Annotated in this window: 16 protein-coding genes and 1 other annotated feature; of the genes, 11 read left to right on the forward strand and 5 right to left on the reverse strand. The window is 53.0% G+C overall.

Annotated features, from left to right (window positions below; genetic code table 11):
* Positions 1–432: 432 nt before the first annotated feature.
* Both acrB and acrA read right to left on the reverse strand, forming a co-directional pair.
* Complete coding sequence (gene acrB / locus C2U41_RS03100; protein ID WP_003021736.1) at positions 433–3,582, reverse strand: efflux RND transporter permease AcrB; 3,150 nt, start codon at positions 3,580–3,582, stop codon at positions 433–435.
* Between the two features lie 22 nt (positions 3,583–3,604).
* Entirely contained in the window at positions 3,605–4,798 is a 1,194-nt protein-coding gene (gene acrA / locus C2U41_RS03105) for a multidrug efflux RND transporter periplasmic adaptor subunit AcrA (RefSeq protein WP_003835922.1), read from the reverse strand.
* 141 nt (positions 4,799–4,939) lie between these two features.
* Between acrA and acrR the strand changes: the two genes are divergently transcribed.
* Both acrR and mscK read left to right on the forward strand, forming a co-directional pair.
* Complete coding sequence (gene acrR, locus C2U41_RS03110) at positions 4,940–5,590, forward strand: multidrug efflux transporter transcriptional repressor AcrR (RefSeq protein WP_103848455.1); 651 nt, start codon at positions 4,940–4,942, stop codon at positions 5,588–5,590.
* A 126-nt stretch (positions 5,591–5,716) separates the two neighbouring features.
* On the forward strand, positions 5,717–9,082 hold the full coding sequence (gene mscK / locus C2U41_RS03115; protein ID WP_003835917.1) for a mechanosensitive channel MscK: 3,366 nt from the start codon (positions 5,717–5,719) through the stop codon (positions 9,080–9,082).
* Positions 9,083–9,157: 75 nt separating this feature from the next.
* Here mscK and rsmS read toward each other — a convergent pair whose 3' ends face one another.
* Both rsmS and priC read right to left on the reverse strand, forming a co-directional pair.
* Positions 9,158–9,319 carry a pleiotropic regulatory protein RsmS gene (gene rsmS / locus C2U41_RS03120; RefSeq protein ID WP_003021750.1) on the reverse strand — a complete coding sequence of 54 codons (162 nt, stop codon included), beginning with the start codon at positions 9,317–9,319 and terminating at the stop codon, positions 9,158–9,160.
* A gap of 14 nt (positions 9,320–9,333) precedes the next feature.
* A complete protein-coding gene (gene priC / locus C2U41_RS03125) occupies positions 9,334–9,861 on the reverse strand; it encodes a primosomal replication protein N'' (protein WP_003021753.1) in 528 nt (175 codons plus the stop codon).
* 69 nt (positions 9,862–9,930) lie between these two features.
* Between priC and C2U41_RS03130 the strand changes: the two genes are divergently transcribed.
* The 8 genes from C2U41_RS03130 to hemH all read left to right on the forward strand — a co-directional run bounded on the left by C2U41_RS03130 (position 9,931) and on the right by hemH (position 18,175).
* On the forward strand, positions 9,931–10,308 hold the full coding sequence (locus C2U41_RS03130; RefSeq protein ID WP_003847534.1) for a DUF454 family protein: 378 nt from the start codon (positions 9,931–9,933) through the stop codon (positions 10,306–10,308).
* A 193-nt stretch (positions 10,309–10,501) separates the two neighbouring features.
* Positions 10,502–11,053 (forward strand): adenine phosphoribosyltransferase, encoded by a 552-nt coding sequence (gene apt, locus C2U41_RS03140; protein WP_003021759.1) that lies wholly within the window; start codon positions 10,502–10,504, stop codon positions 11,051–11,053.
* 210 nt (positions 11,054–11,263) lie between these two features.
* A complete protein-coding gene (dnaX, locus tag C2U41_RS03150; protein WP_048216754.1) occupies positions 11,264–13,195 on the forward strand; it encodes a DNA polymerase III subunit gamma/tau in 1,932 nt (643 codons plus the stop codon).
* Positions 12,528–12,592: a sequence feature (DnaX frameshifting element), on the forward strand. It overlaps the preceding gene by 65 nt.
* Positions 13,196–13,252: 57 nt before the next feature.
* Positions 13,253–13,582, forward strand: coding sequence for a YbaB/EbfC family nucleoid-associated protein (locus C2U41_RS03155; protein ID WP_003021764.1), 330 nt, complete (start codon positions 13,253–13,255; stop codon positions 13,580–13,582).
* Positions 13,582–14,187 (forward strand): recombination mediator RecR, encoded by a 606-nt coding sequence (gene recR / locus C2U41_RS03160; protein WP_003021767.1) that lies wholly within the window; start codon positions 13,582–13,584, stop codon positions 14,185–14,187. The genes C2U41_RS03155 and recR overlap by 1 nt, the downstream gene beginning before the upstream one ends.
* Positions 14,188–14,297: 110 nt before the next feature.
* Positions 14,298–16,172, forward strand: coding sequence for a molecular chaperone HtpG (htpG, locus tag C2U41_RS03165; protein ID WP_003021770.1), 1,875 nt, complete (start codon positions 14,298–14,300; stop codon positions 16,170–16,172).
* Positions 16,173–16,404: 232 nt separating this feature from the next.
* Positions 16,405–17,049: an adenylate kinase gene (gene adk / locus C2U41_RS03175; protein ID WP_003021773.1), complete on the forward strand. Its 645-nt coding sequence runs from the start codon at positions 16,405–16,407 to the stop codon at positions 17,047–17,049.
* A gap of 163 nt (positions 17,050–17,212) precedes the next feature.
* The gene (gene hemH / locus C2U41_RS03180) at positions 17,213–18,175 is read left to right on the forward strand and encodes a ferrochelatase (RefSeq protein ID WP_103848456.1); all 963 of its coding nucleotides are present in this window, start codon (positions 17,213–17,215) and stop codon (positions 18,173–18,175) included.
* On the opposite strand, the gene aes is transcribed toward hemH, so the two are convergent.
* A complete protein-coding gene (gene aes, locus C2U41_RS03185) occupies positions 18,172–19,131 on the reverse strand; it encodes an acetyl esterase (RefSeq protein ID WP_103848457.1) in 960 nt (319 codons plus the stop codon). The two genes, hemH and aes, sit on opposite strands and share 4 nt — an antisense overlap.
* Before the next feature lie 152 nt (positions 19,132–19,283).
* On the opposite strand from aes, the gene gsk reads away from it, so the two are divergent.
* Positions 19,284–20,588, forward strand: coding sequence for an inosine/guanosine kinase (gene gsk / locus C2U41_RS03190; protein WP_103848458.1), 1,305 nt, complete (start codon positions 19,284–19,286; stop codon positions 20,586–20,588).
* The last annotated feature ends 1 nt before the right edge of the window (position 20,589 follow it).

The raw sequence follows: 20,589 nt of genomic DNA on the forward strand, positions 1-20,589 counted from the left end.
ACAACTACCTGGAACTTGCCCGCGACTCCTGATGATTTAACTATAATCTACTCTAAAAAAGATTTCATCGTCATATCACGAAAAATTACAATTATGTAAAATTATGATGCTACGTCATTTTTACATTTTAACAGATAAATGCCGCAATTCGAAATGGGACAGTTTCTTTATTCTTCGGGCAATCATCGGGTTATCTTGTTTAGGTTTAGCAACGAAAGGCAACAACCGACAATGAAAACCAGTGGATAGGATTAATCTTAATATTTATTAAAGTAAATAAGAACTCTCGCTGTTTTTTTAAGAATAGCCTTTAAGGCTGCAAGGATTATATCGCTTATTTACCCGATAGAAAATAAACGGAATGGCAATAAGTGATTTTTATGATTTTTCCAGAAAAAAGGCCGCTTGCGCGGCCTTATCTTTAGAGATGTATCAATGATGCTCTACTGAGTGGCTATGCTCAATATCTTCATTTTTGCGGCTAAAGCGGCGGCGTACCACCACAAAGAACACCGGAACAAAGAAGATCGCCAACACGGTTGCCGTCACCATCCCACCCATTACGCCAGTACCAACGGCGTTCTGCGCACCGGAGCCTGCGCCGGAGCTGATGACCAGCGGCATTACGCCCAGAATAAAGGCCAGTGACGTCATCAGGATTGGACGTAAACGCATGCGTACTGCGTCCAGCGTCGCCTCTATCAGACCTTTACCCTCTTTATCCATCAAGTCTTTGGCGAATTCGACGATAAGTATCGCGTTCTTCGCCGACAACCCAATGGTTGTGAGCAGGCCTACCTGGAAGTAAACGTCGTTGGTCAGGCCGCGGAACGTTGCTGCCAGCAATGCACCGATCACACCCAGCGGTACAACCAGCATTACGGAGAACGGAATTGACCAGCTCTCGTACAACGCTGCCAGACACAAGAATACGACGATCAGTGAAATAGCATACAGGGCAGGAGCCTGGTTGCCGGACAGTCGTTCCTGGTAGGACATACCAGTCCAGTCATAACCGATACCGGATGGCAGTTTGCTGGCCAGTTGCTCCATCATCGCCATGGCTTCACCGGTACTTTTACCCGGAGCGGCCTGGCCTAAGATTTCCATGGAAGGCAAACCGTTATAGCGTTCCAGACGCGGCGAACCGTATTCCCAACGTGAGGTTGAGAAGGCGGAGAACGGTACCATCTGTCCATCGCTACCGCGGACATACCAGTTGCCAATATCTTCTGGCAACATACGGTATTTCGCTTCAGACATGACGTAAACTTTCTTCACACGACCACGGTCGATGAAGTCATTCACGTAGCTTCCGCCCCATGCTGCACCCAGCGTTGTATTAATATCACTAATGGAAACGCCCAGAGCCTGCGCTTTTTCCTGATCGATATCGATCTTGAACTGCGGCGTATCTTCCAGACCGTTAGGACGAACACCGACCAACAGATCAGGATGCTTCGCGACTTCACCAAACAGTTGGTTACGCGCCTGAGTCAGCTTCTCATGGCCCAGACCCGCCTGGTCAATCAACTGGAAGTCAAAACCGGTTGCGGTCCCTAACTCCACAATCGCTGGCAGGTTAAAGGCAAAGACCATCGCGTCTTTAATCTGCGAGAATGCGCCCATTGCACGCTGAGTAATCGCTTCAACCTTGTTCTCTTCGCCAGGACGTTCACTCCAGTCTTTCAGAGAAACGAACGCGATGCCGGTGTTCTGACCACGACCAGCAAAACCGAAACCGTTAACGGCAAACACCGATTCAACGTTCGCTTTTTCCTTGGTCAGGTAGTAATCCGTCATTTCGTCCAGTACCTTCTGGGTACGCTCTTGCGTCGCACCCGCTGGCAGCTGAGCCATAGACAGGAATACCCCCTGGTCTTCATCTGGCAGGAACGAACTTGGCAGACGAACGAACAGATAGGCCATGCCCACAACGATAATCAGATACAGCGCCAGATAACGACCGGTGCTGCGCAGAATACCGCCCACGCTATCGGTATAATGATGCGTGCTCTTATCGAACATGCGGTTAAACCAGCCGAAGAAGCCTTTTTTGCCTTCTCCGTGATCGCCTTTAGCAATCGGTTTGAGCATGGTCGCACACAGGGCAGGGGTCAGAATCAATGCCACCAGTACAGACAGCGCCATCGCGGAAACAATGGTGATGGAGAACTGACGGTAAATTGCACCGGTCGACCCCCCGAAGAACGCCATTGGGATAAATACCGCTGACAGCACCATCGCGATACCCACCAATGCGCCCTGAATCTGGCCCATCGATTTTCGCGTTGCTTCCTTCGGCGGTAGTCCTTCCTCAGCCATTACACGTTCAACGTTCTCGACCACCACGATGGCGTCATCCACCAGCAGGCCGATGGCGAGCACCATCCCGAACATCGTCAGGGTATTTATTGAGAAGCCGAAAATCGCCAGGACGGCAAATGTACCCAAGAGTACCACCGGCACGGCGATAGTCGGAATCAGCGTCGCGCGGAAGTTCTGCAGGAACAGATACATTACCAGGAACACGAGGATGATTGCTTCTGCCAGCGTTTTCACAACTTCGTGAATAGAAATTTTCACGAACGGCGTGGTGTCATACGGGTAAACGATCTTCAGACCTGACGGGAAGAACGGCTCCATCTTCTTCAGTTCTTCGCGGATAGCGTTTGCGGTGTCCAGGGCGTTAGCACCTGTTGCCAGCTTGATACCCAGACCGGATGCCGGTTTACCGTTGAACTTCGCAATGATGTCGTAGTTCTCACCGCCCAGTTCCACTTTCGCTACGTCACGCAGACGAACCTGGGAACCATCCTGATTCACTTTCAGCAGGATTTTGCCGAACTCATCAGCGGAGGTCAGACGGGTTTGCGCAATGATCGATGCGTTAAGCTGCTGACCTTTCACCGGCGGCGTACCACCTAACTGACCGGCTGCAACCTGGGCGTTCTGCGCTTTGATGGCGCTGATTACATCAACCGGTGTCAGCTGGAAGTTGTTCAGTTTGTTCGGATCCATCCAGATACGCATCGCATACTGAGAACCAAACAGCTGAACGTCGCCCACGCCTGAAGTACGGCTAATGGCATCCTTCATGTTGGCGCCAACGTAGTCGGAAATATCCTCCTGCGTCATGGTGCCGTTGGTGTTGATAACACCGACAACCATCAGGAAGCTGCTGGATGACTTCTCAACGCTAACCCCTTGCTGCTGTACTTCCTGAGGCAGCAACGGCATGGCCAGCTGCAGTTTGTTCTGCACCTGTACCTGTGCGATATCCGCATCAGTACCAGACTGGAAGGTCAGGGTGATCTGCACGGTACCCGTGGAGTCACTGTTTGAGGACATGTACATCAGGTTATCGATACCGTTCATATTCTGTTCGATAACCTGCGTAACAGTATCCTGTACTGTTTTGGCATCAGCGCCAGGATAGGTCGCGGAGATCGTCACTGCTGGCGGTGCAATAGTCGGATATTGCGCTACCGGCAATTTGAGGATCGCGAGCCCCCCTGCCAACATGATGATAATGGCGATCACCCACGCAAATATTGGGCGATCGATAAAGAAATTAGGCATGTCTTAACGGCTCCTGTTTAAGTTAAGACTTGGACTGTTCAGGCTGGCTACCGCTTTGGCCTTGCTGGTTGTTATCAGCGGTGATTTCCTGCGCTTTTACCTGCGCGCCAGGACGTACTTTCTGCAGCCCAGTAACAATCACGCGGTCGCCCGGCTTAAGTCCATCAGTGACTAACCATTTGTCGCCAATCGCTTGTGCGGCGACAATTTGACGAGTTTCAACTTTGTTGTCTGCACCGATAACCAATGCACTGGCATCGCCACGCGGTGTGCGGGTAACGCCTTGCTGTGGAACCAATAATGCAGTTGGGTTAATCCCTTCTTCCAGACGTGCGCGGACGAACATACCCGGCAGTAAGGTATGATCCGGGTTCGGGAAAATTGCGCGTAACGTAATCGACCCAGTGGTTTGATCTACCGTCACATCAGAAAATTCCAGCGTACCGGACTGCGGGTATTTAATGCCGTCATTGGTCACCAGTTCGACTTTCGCTTTACCGTTTTCTTGCTTCAGCGTGCCGTTGGCCAGCTCTTGTTTCAGGCGCAGGAAGTCGTTGCTTGACTGCGTCACGTCTACATAGATGGGATCCAACTGCTGAACGGTCGCCAGTGCGGTCGCCTGACCGTTTTGCACCAGAGCGCCTTCCGTAACGGATGATTTACCAATGCGACCGCTGATCGGTGACGTCACTTTGGTGTAAGCCAGATTGATGCGTGCAGTTTCTACCGCGGCTTTCGCGGCAACAACGGCGGCGTTTGCCTGCTGTGCGTCAGCCAACGCGCTATCGTAGTCCTGTTGGCTGATGTACTTAGTACCCAACAGTTTCTGATAACGTTTCACCGTCAGTTGAGCAATGTTTGCTGCGGCTTGTGCTTTAGCCAGATCGCCTTTTGCACTTTCATAAGCGGCCTGGTAAGTAGCAGGATCAATCTGATAGAGAGATACACCCGCTTCGATGTCACCACCTTCCGTGAAATTACGTTTCAGGATAATCCCGCTAACCTGAGGACGAACTTCAGCAATACGAAACGCACTGGTGCGACCCGGAAGTTCGGTTGTGATCTGTAGAGGTTCAGTTTTGAGCGTAACAACTCCAACCTCTGGCATTTGCTGGCCCCCTTGTTGGGCCTGTTTGTCGTCACATCCTGTTAGCGCTAAGCTGCCTGAGAGCATCAGAACGACTGCCAGAGGCGTTAACCCTCTGTTTTTGTTCATATGTAAACCTCGAGTGTCCGATTTCAAATTGATCAATGGCTTAAAGCCCATAAACCCATTGCTGCGTTTATATTATCGTCGTGCTATGGTACATACATTCACAAATGTATGTAAATCTAACGCCTGTAAATTCACTGACCTATGGCACGAAAAACCAAACAACAAGCACAGGAAACACGACAACACATTCTTGATGTCGCTCTGCGTATGTTTTCGCAACAAGGGGTCTCATCCACCTCGCTGGCTGAGATCGCAAAAGCCGCTGGTGTGACGCGCGGTGCAATCTATTGGCATTTCAAAAACAAATCGGATTTATTCAGTGAAATCTGGGAGCTAGCAAAACCTAACATTGATGAGTTAGAGACTGAGTATCAGGCAAAATTCCCTGACGATCCACTATCAGTATTAAGAGAAATTTTAATTTACGTTCTTGAAACTACCGTGACAGAAGAACGCCGACGTTTATTGATGGAGATTATATTCCACAAATGCGAATTTGTCGGGGAAATAGCATCAGTTCAGTTAGTCGAACGTAGCCTGTGTCTGGAAAACTATGACCGTATAGAAAAAACGTTACGCCACTGTATGGATGTCAACATGTTGCCGGAAAACCTGAACACACGTCGTGTAGCGGTGTTAATGCGTAGCTATATTTCCGGGATCATGGAGAACTGGTTATTTGCTCCCGAATCGTTTGATCTGAAGAATGAGGCTCGTCAGTACGTGGCGGTGCTGCTGGAGATGTGTCTGCTTTGCCCAAGCTTGTGCCTGCAGGCAGGAGAGACAAGCTAGTTTGCCATTCTGCACCAGGAATTCTCCTGGTCGTTTTGCCTGCTGCTATTCTGCCGGTCACAGCCGTGATATTCTTGCCGCTTGACTATTTCCGGTCACTTTCCCGGTTCAGAAACATTCATTCTCATGACTATGTTGCAGCTCTATAAACGTTCACAGCATGTAATTGCTATTAGCATACTTTTCTTCATTCTATTGTTATCCTGCCAGTCATCTGCATTTGCGCGGGCGCAACAGAGTGGTGAACTGCCGACGAAAGCAGATATTCAGAGCCAACTGGACGCACTGAGTAAACAAAAAGATCTCTCCGCGCAGGATAAGCTGGTCCAACAGGATCTCATCGATACTATCGCCACGCTGGATAAAATCGATCGCGTGAAAGATGAGACCGTACAGCTTCGCCAGAAAGTGGCCCAGGCGCCGGAGAAAATGCGCCAGGCGACGGATGCGCTAAATTCGCTCAGCGATGTCGACAATGACGACGAAACGCGAAAAACGCTGAGCACGCTTTCCTTACGACAGCTTGAGTCACGCGTCGCGCAGGTGCTCGATGACCTGCAAAGCTCGCAAAACGATCTGGCCACGTATAACAGCCAGCTGGTGTCGCTCCAGACTCAGCCAGAGCGCGTACAAAATGCGATGTACACCGCGTCGCAGCAGATGCAGCAAATCCGCAACCGACTTGATGGCACTAATGTAGGCGAAGGTGCTTTACGCCCCAGCCAGCAGGTGCTGTTACAGGCGCAGCAGGCGCTGCTGAATGCGCAGATCGACCAACAGCGTAAGAGCCTTGAAGGTAATACGATTTTGCAAGATACCTTGCAAAAACAACGTGATTACGTGACGGCGAACAGTAACCGCCTTGAGCATCAGCTCCAGCTCCTGCAGGAAGCGGTGAACAGCAAGCGACTGACGTTAACCGAAAAAACGGCGCAGGAAGCAGTCACGCCGGATGAAGCCGAGCGTATTCAGTCCAATCCGTTAGTGAAGCAGGAGCTTGATGTTAACCATCAGCTCAGCCAGCGTCTGATTGCCGCGACCGAAAACGGCAACAGCCTGATGCAGCAAAATATCAAAGTCAAAAACTGGCTTGACCGCGCGCTGCAATCCGAACGCAACATTAAAGAACAGATCGCCGTTCTGAAAGGCAGTCTGCTGCTGTCGCGTATTCTGTATCAGCAACAACAAACGCTGCCGTCGGCGGATGAACTTGCCGATATGACCAACCGGATCGCCGACTTGCGTCTGGAGCAGTTCGAGGTCAACCAGCAGCGCGACGCGCTGTTCCAGAATGATGCGTTTGTCGCCAAACTGGAAGAAGGGCACAGCAACGAAGTTAACGGCGAAGTCCATGATGCCTTACTGCAGGTTGTGGATATGCGTCGTGAACTGTTGGATCAGCTCAATAAGCAACTGGGCAACCAGCTGATGATGGCGATTAATCTGCAAATTAACCAGCAGCAGTTAATGAGCGTGTCGAAAAACCTGAAAGGGATCCTCACGCAGCAGATTTTCTGGGTTAACAGTAACCGTCCGATGGACTGGGACTGGATCAAAGCTTTCCCGCAAACGCTTAAAGACCAGTTTAAGTCGATGAAAATCACGGTGAACTGGGAAAAAGCGTGGCCCGCAGTATTTATTGCGTTCCTGGCGGGATTGCCGCTGCTGCTCATTGCCGGGTTAATCCGCTGGCGTCTGAAATGGTTGAAAGAGTATCAGGCGAAATTAGCCGCTGCGGTGGGTAACCTGCGTAATGACAGTCAGCTCAACACGCCAAAAGCGATTCTGATCGATCTCATCAGAGCCTTGCCGGCGTGCCTGATTATCCTTGCGGTAGGTCTGATTCTGCTTACCATGCAGTTGAATATCAGCGACCTACTGTGGGCGTTCAGTAAGAAGATGACAGTCTTCTGGCTGGTGTTTGGTTTGTGCTGGAAGGTGCTGGAAAAAGATGGCGTGGCAATTCGTCATTTTGGTATGCCAGCAAAACAAACTAGCCATTGGCGCCGCCAAATCGTGCGTATTAGCCTGGCGCTGTTGCCGCTTAATTTTTGGTCGGTCATTGCTGAACTGTCACCGCTCAATCTGATGGACGATGTGCTGGGTCAGGTGGTGATTTTCCTCAACCTGCTGCTGATCGCCTTCCTGGTATGGCCAATGTGCCGCGAAAGCTGGCGTGATAAAGAGTCGCATGGTCTGCGTCTGGTGACGATTACCGTGCTGTCTATTATCCCGATAGCATTAATGGTGCTGACGGCGACCGGCTATTTCTACACCACGCTGCGTCTGGCGGGACGCTGGATTGAAACGGTTTATCTGGTCATTCTCTGGAACCTGCTGTACCAGACCGTGCTGCGTGGGTTGAGCGTCGCGGCACGCCGTATCGCCTGGCGTCGTGCGCTGGCGCGTCGTCAGAACCTGGTGAAAGAAGGAGCGGAAGGTGCCGAACCGCAGGAAGAACCGACCATCGCGCTTGAGCAGGTTAACCAGCAAACGCTGCGTATAACTATGCTGGTGATGGTTGCCCTGTTTGGTGTCTTGTTCTGGGCCATTTGGTCTGATTTGATCACCGTGTTCAGCTATCTCGACAGCATTACGCTCTGGCATTACAACGGTACCGAAGCGGGTGCGGCAGTGGTGAAAGACGTCACCATGGGTAGCCTGCTGTTTGCGATTATTGCCTCAATGGTCGCGTGGGCGCTGATCCGTAACTTACCCGGCCTGTTGGAAGTGCTGGTGCTCTCGCGACTGAAGATGCGTCAGGGCGCTTCGTATGCGATCACCACGATCCTTAACTACGCGATCATCGCCATCGGCGCGATGACGGTCTTCGGATCGCTCGGTGTTTCGTGGGATAAGCTACAGTGGCTGGCAGCAGCCCTGTCGGTTGGTCTTGGTTTTGGTTTGCAGGAAATCTTCGGTAACTTTGTTTCGGGTCTGATTATTCTGTTTGAACGCCCGGTCCGCATCGGCGATACCGTGACTATCGGTACGTTCTCAGGAACGGTCAGCAAGATCCGTATCCGTGCCACCACCATTACCGACTTCGATCGCAAAGAGGTGATCATCCCGAACAAAGCCTTTGTGACGGAGCGTTTGATCAACTGGTCGCTTTCCGATACCACCACGCGTCTGGTGATCCGCATCGGCGTGGCCTACGGTTCGGATCTGGACAAAGTGAAGAAAGTGCTGCTGCAGGCGGCGATGGAACACCCGAAAGTGATGCACGATCCGGAGCCTGCTGTGTTCTTTACCGCCTTCGGCGCCAGCACGCTGGATCATGAACTGCGTTTATACGTGCGTGAACTGCGCGATCGTAGTCACACGGTTGATGAACTGAACCGTGCGGTCGATCGTTTGTGCCGTGAAAACGACATTGATATCGCCTTTAACCAGCTTGAAGTGCACCTGCACAACGCGAAGGGCGACACCGTGACCGAGGTTAAGCGTGACATCATTAAAGGTGATGATCCGACGCCTTCGGTAGGTTAATAGAAAAACTCATCAGGCCTGCGAGCTTCGATTCATTCGTAGGCCTGGTAAGTGCAACGCTATCAGGCATTTCAGCTATAGCGCGTTTTTTGAAGAAGAGAGCTGTTTCTTTTCGTAATCCCGTTTAACAATCTCCAGCGCCTTCAGTACGGTTTCAGGTGCAACCTGATTTTCCTCAAGTAAAACAATCAAATCGACGGCCAGTTTGACCTCGTCCGGGGCGTTCTCTAATGACATAAATTCTCCGGGGATTAACGGGTTAAACGCGCCAACACGTTTTCTATTCTTGCCAGAGCATGACGGCAGCGCGCCAGTCGCGCCTCGAATGCTTCTACTTCACGATGCAGTTTTTGCTGTTCTGCAAAGCCGGTAGCCTGAGCCAGACGCTCTTTGCGTTCACGCGTCATTTCAACCAGACGGCGTTCAAACTCCTGATGTTGGACCCGCTTGCGCTGCCAGCGCGCCAGACCTGGAGATGCGCTGTCCCACTCGCGTAGCGACCAACTGGCAGTTTCACGTGAAATCGCCTCTAACTGTGAGGCAAGGTGTTCCGCAAGCCAGGTGATTTGTGGTAGTTGTTGCTGCTCAACGGCGCGACGTAGGGCAGTAAGATTATCGTCAGCTTCATCCAGGCAGGCCTGCAGCAATGTGCTGCGCGTGTGAAACAGATGCCTGTCAAAGCGGGCGCTAAGCGTTGTGTGGTGCGCCAGCGGAGCACAACGCTGTCGCAGGCGGTTAAGCTGGTTTTCGAGCGTCTGTAACAGCATGGCGGTTTTCACAACAACACTCCGATGAAAATGAGAACTGTTATGCTAAAGTAGCGATTCTCTGTGTTAAGTACTGATATTATGCAACGCATTATTCTAATCATCATTGGCTGGATAGCGGTAGTGCTAGGTACGCTGGGCGTAGTATTGCCTCTGTTGCCGACGACGCCGTTTATACTGCTGGCCGCCTGGTGTTTTGCCCGCTCATCGCCGCGTTTTCACGACTGGTTGCTTTACCGTTCGTGGTTCGGCGGGTATCTGCGTCACTGGCAAAAACATCGCGCGATGCCGCCGGGAGCAAAACCGCGCGCTATTTTGTTGATTCTGGTGACGTTTGCTATTTCCCTCTGGCTGGTCAATATGATGTGGGTACGCGGCCTGCTGCTGGTTATTCTCGCTTGTTTACTGATTTTTATGTGGCGGATCCCGGTGATTGATGAAAAACAACAAAAGCAGTAAAGCGCAATAATCGCTGTTGCAATTGTCTCTCGCAGCCAGTAAATTCGACCGTTTTCGAGCACAGGCGCAGATGGTCAAAGGTTAACCACGTGTAACCTTGGCCCTAATATAGACACAAAATCATTCAAGATACGTCGAGGATGAAGTGTATAGTGCGCCGTGAAGTAATACTGTATTAATCAGGCACAAACTTATGACCGCGACTGCACAGCAGCTTGAGTTTCTCAAAAATAGCATCAAAAGCATCCACGACTACCCAAAACCGGGCATTCTTTTCCGTGATGTCACCAGTTTACTGGAAGATCCGAAAGCCTACGCCCTCAGCATTGAATTGCTGGTTGAGCGCTACAAAAATGCGGGGATCACTAAAGTGGTTGGCACCGAAGCGCGTGGCTTCCTGTTTGGCGCGCCGGTAGCGTTGGGGCTGGGCGTCGGCTTTGTTCCGGTACGCAAACCGCGTAAGCTTCCGCGTGAAGTTATTGCTGAGACCTATGAGCTGGAGTACGGCACCGATCAGCTGGAAATCCACGTTGATGCCATCAAACCGGGTGATAAAGTCCTGGTTGTGGACGATCTTCTGGCAACTGGCGGCACGATTGAAGCGACCGTGAAGCTGATCCGCCGCCTGGGTGGCGAAGTGACCGATGCTGCCTTTATCATTAACCTGTTTGATCTGGGCGGCGAGCAGCGTCTGGAAAAGCAGGGGCTGACCTGTTATAGCCTGGTTCCATTCCCGGGCCACTAATTTAGGGCTATCTTTTTTGCCATTTTGGCCCCGGTCAGTGCTCGAAATCCTCACGTACTGCGTGTACGCTCCGGTTTCTGTGCGCTGCCCGAAACCAAACTGACTGCAACGATAACGCCCGAATATAACGTGTCAACCTCGCCGTTGCTGCGAGGTTGTGTTAGCATTACCCTCCTGTGAATCCACCCTCCAGCCTTTCAGAGCCTGCCAATGAGTTATCAGGTCTTAGCCCGAAAATGGCGCCCACAAACCTTTGCTGACGTCGTCGGCCAGGAACATGTGCTGACGGCACTGGCGAACGGCTTGTCGTTAGGGCGTATTCATCATGCTTATTTGTTTTCCGGTACCCGTGGCGTCGGAAAAACCTCTATCGCCCGCTTGCTGGCGAAGGGATTAAACTGTGAAACTGGCATCACCGCTACGCCGTGCGGCGTGTGCGATAACTGCCGGGAAATTGAGCAGGGGCGTTTTGTCGATTTGATTGAAATCGATGCCGCCTCACGCACTAAAGTCGAAGATACTCGCGATCTGCTGGATAACGTTCAGTATGCGCCCGCGCGCGGGCGCTTTAAGGTCTATTTGATCGACGAAGTGCACATGCTGTCGCGCCACAGTTTTAACGCCTTGCTGAAAACGCTCGAAGAGCCGCCCGCGCACGTCAAATTCCTGCTGGCGACCACCGATCCGCAGAAGCTGCCGGTGACCATCCTGTCGCGCTGTCTGCAATTCCATCTTAAAGCGCTGGATGTCGAACAGATTCGCTATCAGCTTGAGCATATTCTCAAAGAAGAGCATATCGCCCATGAACCGCGTGCGCTGCAACTGCTGGCTCGCGCCGCGGACGGCAGCCTGCGCGATGCGCTAAGCCTGACCGATCAGGCGATTGCCAGCGGCGATGGTCAGGTCTCGACCGACGCGGTCAGCACCATGCTCGGCACGCTGGACGACGACCAGGCGCTCTCGCTTGTTGAAGCGGTTGTGGCTGCGGACGGCGAACGCGTGATGACGCTGGTGAACGACGCTGCCGCGCGTGGTATCGAATGGGAAGCGCTGCTGGTTGAGATGTCGGCTTTGCTGCATCGTATTGCCATGGTTCAGCTTTCACCTGCTGCGCTCGGTAGCGATATGGCCGCCATTGAACAGCGTATGCGTGAACTGGCGCGAATTGTACCGCCTACCGATGTGCAGCTTTACTACCAGACCCTGTTAATTGGGCGCAAAGAACTGCCGTATGCGCCGGACAGGCGAATGGGCGTCGAAATGACGCTGCTGCGTGCGCTGGCTTTTCATCCGCGCATGCCACTCCCGGAACCTGAAGTCCCGCGCCAGTCGTTTGCCCCGGTCGCACCCACAGCGGTAATGACCCCGACACAGGTGCCACAGCAGCAACCTGCGCCAGCGCAACAGCAACAGAATGTGCCGCTTTCCGATGCCACCAGTCAGGTGCTGGCGGCGCGCAGTCAACTGCAACGTGCTCAGGGAGCAACCAAAGCAAAAAAGAGTGAACCGGCAGCCGCTTCCCGCGCGCGGCCGGTGAATAATGCTGCGCTGGAAAGACTGGCTTCGGTGTCGGAACGTGTTCAGGCGCGTCCGGCAGTCTCTGCGCTGGAAAAAGCACCGGCGAAGAAAGAAGCGTATCGCTGGAAAGCGACCAATCCTGTTGCAGAAGTCAAAGAAGTCGTCGCCACGCCGAAAGCGCTGAAAAAAGCGCTCGAGCATGAAAAAACGCCGGAACTGGCGGCAAAGCTTGCGGCTGAAGCCATTGAACGCGACCCGTGGGCCGCCCAGGTGAGCCAGCTCTCGCTGCCTAAACTGGTGGAGCAGGTGGCGCTTAATGCCTGGAAAGAAGAGAATGGCAACGTGGTTTGCCTGCACCTGCGTTCCACGCAGCGACACCTTAATTCCAGCGGCGCGCAGCAAAAACTGGCCGAAGCACTGAGTTCCTTAACGGGGTCAACGGTTGAATTGACCATCGTTGAAGATGATAATCCTGCGGTGCGCACGCCGCTGGAGTGGCGTCAGGCCATTTATGAAGAGAAGCTCGCGCAGGCGCGTGAGTCGATTATTGCGGATAATAACATCCAGACGCTGCGTCGTTTTTTCGATGCGGAGCTGGACGAAGAGAGTATTCGCCCCATTTGATCGTCAGCCTAATGGTTTGACGGTCGTCATCCCTTAACGTGATTGAGAGAGAAGCCTATGTTTGGTAAAGGCGGTCTGGGTAACCTGATGAAACAGGCCCAGCAGATGCAAGAAAAAATGCAGCAGATGCAGGAAGAAGTCGCCAAGCTGGAAGTGACCGGCGAATCTGGCGCGGGTCTGGTAAAAGTGACCATCAACGGTGCGCATAACTGCCGTCGCGTGGAGATCGATCCAAGCCTGCTGGAAGACGACAAAGAGATGCTGGAAGACCTGGTTGCTGCGGCATTCAACGACGCGGCGCGTCGCATTGAAGAGACGCAGAAAGAGAAGATGGCCTCTGTTTCTTCCGGAATGCAGCTGCCGCCTGGCTTTAAGATGCCGTTCTGATGCAAACCAGCCCGCTGTTAACTCAGCTTATGGAAGCACTGCGCTGTCTGCCGGGCGTTGGCCCGAAGTCGGCGCAGCGCATGGCGTTCACGCTGCTTCAGCGCGATCGCAGCGGCGGGATGCGTCTGGCGCAGGCGTTAACGAAGGCGATGTCGGAAATCGGCCACTGTGCCGATTGCCGCACCTTCACAGAGCAGGACGTCTGCAACATCTGTTCGAACCCGCGTCGCCAGGAAAACGGTCAGATTTGCGTGGTGGAGAGTCCGGCGGACATCTACGCCATTGAGCAAACCGGGCAATTTTCCGGACGTTACTTCGTGCTGATGGGACACCTGTCGCCGCTGGACGGTATCGGGCCTGATGATATCGGGCTGGATCGTCTTGAACAGCGACTGGCGTCTGAGCAAATCAACGAACTGATTCTGGCGACCAATCCCACGGTCGAAGGAGAGGCGACCGCCAACTATATTGCTGAGCTTTGCATGCAATATGGCGTTGAAGCCAGCCGTATCGCCCATGGCGTTCCGGTAGGCGGCGAGCTGGAAATGGTCGATGGCACCACGCTGTCGCACTCTCTGGCAGGACGACACAAGATTAAATTCTGAACAAACGGAGGCCGCGACGGCGGCTTCCGCTTGAAATCCTTCCCGCTTGTCCCCATTTCACCCTCAACGTGTTTTTACCATTGAATATGGCATTGTTGAGGTAGATCTACATGAAAGGACAAGAAACTCGTGGTTTTCAGTCAGAAGTAAAACAGCTTCTGCACCTGATGATCCATTCTCTGTATTCCAATAAAGAAATCTTCCTGCGTGAGCTTATCTCTAACGCCTCGGATGCGGCAGACAAGCTGCGTTTCCGCGCACTGTCTAACCCGGACCTGTATGAAGGTGACGGTGAGCTGCGTGTGCGTGTTTCCTTCGATAAAGATAAGCGTACGTTGACCATTGCCGATAACGGCGTGGGGATGAACCGTGATGACGTTATCGATCATCTGGGGACCATTGCGAAATCCGGCACCAAATCTTTCCTCGAATCTATGGGCTCCGATCAGGCGAAAGACAGCCAGTTGATCGGTCAGTTCGGGGTTGGTTTCTACTCTGCCTTCATCGTGGCGGACAAAGTCACCGTGCGTACCCGTGCTGCGGGTGATAAACCGGAAAACGGCGTGTTCTGGGAATCTGCGGGCGAAGGCGAGTACACCGTTGCTGATATTACCAAAGAAGACCGTGGTACCGAAATCACTCTGCATCTGCGTGAAGGCGAAGACGAGTTCCTCGATGACTGGCGCGTACGTTCCATCATCAGCAAATATTCCGACCATATTGCGCTGCCGGTAGAGATCGAAAAATCCGAAGAGAAAGACGGCGAGACCGTGGTTTCCTGGGAAAAAATCAACAAGGCGCAGGCGCTGTGGACCCGTAACAAGTCGGAAATCAAAGACGACGAGTACAACGAATTCTACAAGCACATCGCTCACGACTTCACTGACCCGCTGACCTGGAGCCACAACCGTGTGGAAGGTAAGCAGGAGTACACCAGCCTGCTGTATATCCCGTCGCAGGCGCCGTGGGATATGTGGAACCGCGATCACAAGCATGGTCTGAAACTGTACGTCCAGCGTGTCTTCATCATGGACGATGCCGAGCAGTTCATGCCGAACTACCTGCGCTTTGTCCGCGGTCTGATAGATTCTAACGATCTGCCGCTGAACGTTTCTCGCGAGATCCTGCAGGACAGCACCGTCACTCGTAACCTGCGCAGCGCGCTGACCAAACGCGTACTGCAGATGCTGGAAAAACTGGCGAAAGACGACGCGGAAAAATACCAGACCTTCTGGAAACAGTTCGGCCTGGTGCTGAAAGAAGGCCCGGCGGAAGACCACGCCAACCAGGAAACGATCGCTAAACTGATGCGCTTCGCGTCTACGCACACTGACTCCTCCGCGCAAACCGTGTCGCTGGAAGATTACGTGTCGCGAATGAAAGAAGGGCAGGAGAAAATCTACTACATCACTGCAGACAGCTATGCGGCGGCGAAGAGCAGCCCGCACCTGGAACTGCTGCGTAAGAAAGGCATCGAAGTGCTGCTGCTTTCTGACCGCATCGATGAGTGGATGATGAACTACCTGACCGAGTTCGACGGTAAGGCATTCCAGTCCGTTGCTAAAGCTGACGAGTCCATCGACAAGCTGGCGGATGAAGTTGACGAATCGGCAAAAGAAGCGGAAAAAGCGCTGACGCCGTTCGTTGAGCGTGTGAAAACCCTGCTGGGTGACCGCGTGAAAGAAGTGCGTCTGACTCACCGTCTGACCGACACGCCAGCCATCGTTACCACCGATGCGGATGAAATGAGCACCCAGATGGCGAAACTCTTTGCCGCTGCGGGCCAGGCCGTACCGGAAGTGAAATATATCTTTGAACTGAACCCGGACCACGTGCTGGTAAAACGCACGGCGGATACTCAGGACGAAGCACAGTTCAAAGAGTGGGTTGAGCTGCTGCTGGATCAGGCGCTGTTTGCCGAGCGCGGCACGCTGGAAGACCCGAACCAGTTCATTCGTCGTATGAACCAGTTGCTGGTATCCTGATACCTGTAATGTAATGCCGGATGGCGCTAACGCTTATCCGGCCTACAACATCTTTTTGATCGTAGGCCGGATAAGGTGTTTACACCGCCATCCGGCAATTTCTTTCCTTATTTTCAATTTTCCCGCCATTAACCGTTTCAGCGCAGACTACCTTCCTTGAGCCAATTGCGTGATGGTGGTATCGTTTAGCGCTTTTTAAAAAATATCGACAACCTTTAAGGGGATTTTCGTAATGCGTATCATTCTGCTTGGCGCTCCGGGCGCGGGTAAAGGAACTCAGGCTCAGTTCATCATGGAGAAGTATGGTATTCCGCAAATCTCCACCGGTGATATGCTGCGTGCCGCCGTGAAATCTGGCTCCGAGCTGGGCAAACAAGCGAAAGACATCATGGACGCCGGTAAGCTGGTGACTGATGAGCTGGTGATCGCGCTGGTAAAAGAGCGTATTGCTCAGGAAGACTGCCGTAATGGTTTCCTGCTTGATGGCTTCCCGCGTACTATTCCGCAGGCAGACGCCATGAAAGAAGCGGGCATCAACGTGGACTACGTTCTGGAGTTTGACGTACCTGACGAACTGATCGTTGACCGTATCGTCGGTCGCCGCGTACACGCTGCTTCTGGCCGCGTTTACCACATCAAATTCAACCCGCCTAAGGTTGAAGGCAAAGACGACGTGACCGGCGAAGAGCTGACCACCCGTAAAGACGATCAGGAAGAGACCGTACGTAAGCGCCTGGTGGAATACCATCAGATGACCGCACCGCTGATTGGCTACTACTCTAAAGAAGCGCAGGCGGGTAACACCAAATACGCGAAAGTTGACGGCACTCAGGCAGTTGCTGACGTGCGCGCAGCGCTGGAAAAAATCCTCGGCTAATTTTTTCGCGTAATAAACCTCTTATCAGGTCTGCCATTATCTCGTAGGCCTGATAAGCGCATCGCCATCAGGCAAATTCTCGTCTTACCTTTCACAGCAATTAGTTCTTCTTTACCGCTTTTCCGCTACAATTATCAACAATTTGAATCGATAAGAGGCGGTAATGCGTCAGACGAAAACCGGTATCCTGCTGGCAAACCTCGGCACTCCCGATGCCCCAACTCCCGAAGCCGTTAAGCGCTACCTGCGCCAGTTTTTAAGCGATCCACGCGTAGTTGATACGTCCCCTACACTGTGGTGGCCGCTGCTGCGCGGTGTGATTTTGCCGCTGCGAGCGCCGCGTGTGGCAAAGCTGTACCAGTCAATCTGGATGGAAGACGGTTCCCCGCTGATGGTCTACAGCAAGGCGCAACAGCAGGCGCTGGCACAACGTCTGCCTGATACCCCTGTCGCGCTGGGGATGAGCTACGGTTCGCCATCGCTCGAAAGCGCGGTCGATGAACTGTTGGCAAGCGGAGTGGAACACATGGTGGTGTTACCGCTGTACCCGCAATATTCCTGTTCGACGGTTGCAGCAGTCTGGGACGAGCTAGCGCGCATCTTAGCGCGTAAACGCGGTATTCCCGGCGTCTCTTTTATTCGTGATTACGCCGATGACAGCAGCTACATTGATGCGCTGGCCAAGAGTGCCCGGGATTCATTCGCTCAACATGGCGAACCTGATTTACTGCTGCTCTCCTACCACGGCATTCCGCAGCGCTACGCCGATGAAGGCGATGACTACCCGCAGCGCTGTCGCGATACGACGCGTGAGCTGGTTTCAGCGCTTGGTCTGCCGCCGGAAAAAGTCATGATGACCTTCCAGTCTCGCTTTGGCCGCGAACCCTGGCTGACGCCGTATACCGACGAAACGTTAAAAATGCTGGCGGAGAAAGGAACCCGACATATCCAGGTTATGTGTCCGGGCTTCGCGGCTGATTGCCTCGAAACGCTGGAAGAGATAGCGGTGCAAAACCGGGAGATTTTCCTTGAGGCTGGCGGTAAGCAATATGAGTATATTCCGGCGTTGAATGCCACACCGGAACATATCGAAATGATGGTTAAACTGACCGCCGCCTACCGCTAAAGCTGTTGCTTAAAGAAACGCGCGCCGTCCTGCAGAGCTTCATCGGCGGTTTTCATCACCCGCGAATAGTGCAGGAAGGCGTGCAGCGTACCGGGATACATTTTGTACTGGCAGGGCTGCTGATGCGCCTGTAACGTCTGGAATAATAAGCGGCTATCGTCAATCAGTGGATCGAACTCCGCGCCGGCGATAAAACACGGCGGCACGTCACGCGTCAGGTCGTTATTAAACAGGCAATAGTACGGTGACTCGCGATCATCAGCGCTACGTAGGTACGCGTTTTCATACATCTGCAAGTCCTCGCGGGTTAACCCATCCCACTCTCCGCCCATCAGCCGTCGGCTCAGTGAATCCTGTAGCCCGTAAAGCCCATACCACAACAGCACGCCAGCCACCTTGCCGCAGGCAATGCGTTTATCCCGCAGCCACAGCGCGCTGGCAAGCGCCAGCATGGCTCCGGCGGAATCGCCCGCAAAACCAATCGTATTGATATTGAGGGAATAGTCGTCAGCATGTTGATGATAGTACTGGCAGACGGCGACGATCTCTTCGATGGCTTGTGGGTAGCGGGCCTCCGGCGCCAGCGAATAGTCGATGCCGATCACCGTGCACTGGGTGTAATGCGCAAGTAAACGCATAATACGGTCATGGGTATCCAGATTACCGAGAATAAAACCGCCGCCGTGCAGGTAATACAGCGTGGCCTGGCTTTGGGGCTGCGGAGCGTAGATGCGTGTGGCAACGGGGCCGCACGCGGTAGAAATCACGCATTCTCGGGTATGCATCTGCGGGGCATCGGCATTCCACAGTCGCCGCTCATGAATGTAGTGTTGGCGCTGGGCCACGAAGTCATCGGCAGCGGGCCACGGCGGCAAATCGTCGCGATGAAAATTCACCACGCTTTTCATTTCATCCGAAATTTTGTCGAGTACGGGGATTTTGTTTTCCGGCTTCATAAAACGCTCCTTGTGAAGGTGAGTTATTGTAGAAATTAATCCCGGATAAACTGCGATCTCACCGTCCGATATTGAAACTCAGCGTCGCATCGCATGCGCAGCAGGGAATGTGCTACCATGCATCGCTCAGTTAACCACCCGTAAAATCGACCATGAAATTTCCCGGTAAACGTAAATCCAAACACTATTTTCCCGTCAGCGCGCGCGATCCGTTGTTGCAACAAATTCAGCTAGAAAATGAAACCAGCGCAGCCTGGGTGGTGGGTATCGACCAGACGCTGGTGGATATTGAAGCCAAAGTGGATGATGACTTTGTAAAACGTTATGGATTAAGCGCCGGGCATTCTCTGGTGATTGCCGATGATGTCGCGGAAGCGCTCTATCAGGAACTGGTGCGTGAAAATTTGATCACCCATCAGTTTGCGGGCGGTACGATCGGTAACACGATGCACAACTACTCCGTGCTGGCGGATGACCGCTCGGTGCTGCTGGGCGTGATGTGCAGCAATATCGAGATTGGCAGCTATGCGTACCGCTATTTATGCAATACCTCCAGCCGTACCGATCTGAACTACCTACAAGGCGTTAATGGACCGATTGGTCGTTGCTTTACGCTGATTGGTGAATCCGGAGAGCGTACCTTCGCAATCAGCCCTGGGCATATGAATAAGCTACGGGCGGATAGCATCCCTGAGTCGGTGATTGCCGGAGCGTCCGCGTTGGTGCTGACGTCCTATCTGGTGCGCTGCGAGCCGGGCGAGCCGATGCCGGAAGCGACCATGAAGGCGATTGAATACGCTAAAAAACACAATGTGCCGGTGGTACTGACGCTGGGCACCAAATTCGTCATTGCCGATAACCCGCAGTGGTGGCAGGCATTCCTCAAAGAGCATGTCTCTATTCTGGCGATGAATGAAGAAGAGGCTGAAGCGCTGACCGGCGAGAACGATCCGCTGCTGGCGTCTGACAAGGCGCTGGACTGGGTGGATCTGGTGCTGTGCACTGCGGGTCCGGCGGGTCTGTATATGGCGGGCTTTACGGAAGAAGAAGTCAAACGTAAAACCCAGCATCCGCTGCTGCCTGGAGCGATTGCCGAATTCAATCAGTACGAATTCAGCCGCGCCATGCGCCATAAAGACTGTACCAATCCGCTGCGTGTGTATTCGCACATTGCACCGTATATGGGCGGGCCAGAAAAGATAATGAATACCAACGGTGCTGGCGACGGCGCGCTGGCGGCATTGCTGCATGATATTACTGCCAACAGCTATCACCGCAGTAACGTGCCTAACTCCAGCAAGCACAAGTTCACCTGGCTGACCTATTCGTCGCTAGCCCAGGTGTGTAAATATGCTAACCGCGTGAGTTACCAGGTGCTGAACCAGCATTCACCGCGCCTGACGCGCGGTTTGCCGGAACGTGAAGACAGTCTCGAAGAGTCGTACTGGGATCGCTGAG

This window comes from Citrobacter freundii complex sp. CFNIH4, assembly GCF_002934505.1.
GTDB lineage: Bacteria > Pseudomonadota > Gammaproteobacteria > Enterobacterales > Enterobacteriaceae > Citrobacter > Citrobacter freundii.

What these genes read in the sequence shown, in the direction of transcription:
- acrB (WP_003021736.1), bottom strand. Translation starts at nt 3,582, where the DNA reads ATGCCTAATTTCTTTATCGATCGCCCAATATTTGCGTGGGTGATCGCC.
- acrA (WP_003835922.1), bottom strand. Translation starts at nt 4,798, where the DNA reads ATGAACAAAAACAGAGGGTTAACGCCTCTGGCAGTCGTTCTGATGCTC.
- acrR (WP_103848455.1), top strand. Translation starts at nt 4,940, where the DNA reads ATGGCACGAAAAACCAAACAACAAGCACAGGAAACACGACAACACATT.
- mscK (WP_003835917.1), top strand. Translation starts at nt 5,717, where the DNA reads ATGACTATGTTGCAGCTCTATAAACGTTCACAGCATGTAATTGCTATT.
- rsmS (WP_003021750.1), bottom strand. Translation starts at nt 9,319, where the DNA reads ATGTCATTAGAGAACGCCCCGGACGAGGTCAAACTGGCCGTCGATTTG.
- C2U41_RS03130 (WP_003847534.1), top strand. Translation starts at nt 9,931, where the DNA reads ATGCAACGCATTATTCTAATCATCATTGGCTGGATAGCGGTAGTGCTA.
- apt (WP_003021759.1), top strand. Translation starts at nt 10,502, where the DNA reads ATGACCGCGACTGCACAGCAGCTTGAGTTTCTCAAAAATAGCATCAAA.
- dnaX (WP_048216754.1), top strand. Translation starts at nt 11,264, where the DNA reads ATGAGTTATCAGGTCTTAGCCCGAAAATGGCGCCCACAAACCTTTGCT.
- C2U41_RS03155 (WP_003021764.1), top strand. Translation starts at nt 13,253, where the DNA reads ATGTTTGGTAAAGGCGGTCTGGGTAACCTGATGAAACAGGCCCAGCAG.
- recR (WP_003021767.1), top strand. Translation starts at nt 13,582, where the DNA reads ATGCAAACCAGCCCGCTGTTAACTCAGCTTATGGAAGCACTGCGCTGT.
- htpG (WP_003021770.1), top strand. Translation starts at nt 14,298, where the DNA reads ATGAAAGGACAAGAAACTCGTGGTTTTCAGTCAGAAGTAAAACAGCTT.
- adk (WP_003021773.1), top strand. Translation starts at nt 16,405, where the DNA reads ATGCGTATCATTCTGCTTGGCGCTCCGGGCGCGGGTAAAGGAACTCAG.
- hemH (WP_103848456.1), top strand. Translation starts at nt 17,213, where the DNA reads ATGCGTCAGACGAAAACCGGTATCCTGCTGGCAAACCTCGGCACTCCC.
- aes (WP_103848457.1), bottom strand. Translation starts at nt 19,131, where the DNA reads ATGAAGCCGGAAAACAAAATCCCCGTACTCGACAAAATTTCGGATGAA.
- gsk (WP_103848458.1), top strand. Translation starts at nt 19,284, where the DNA reads ATGAAATTTCCCGGTAAACGTAAATCCAAACACTATTTTCCCGTCAGC.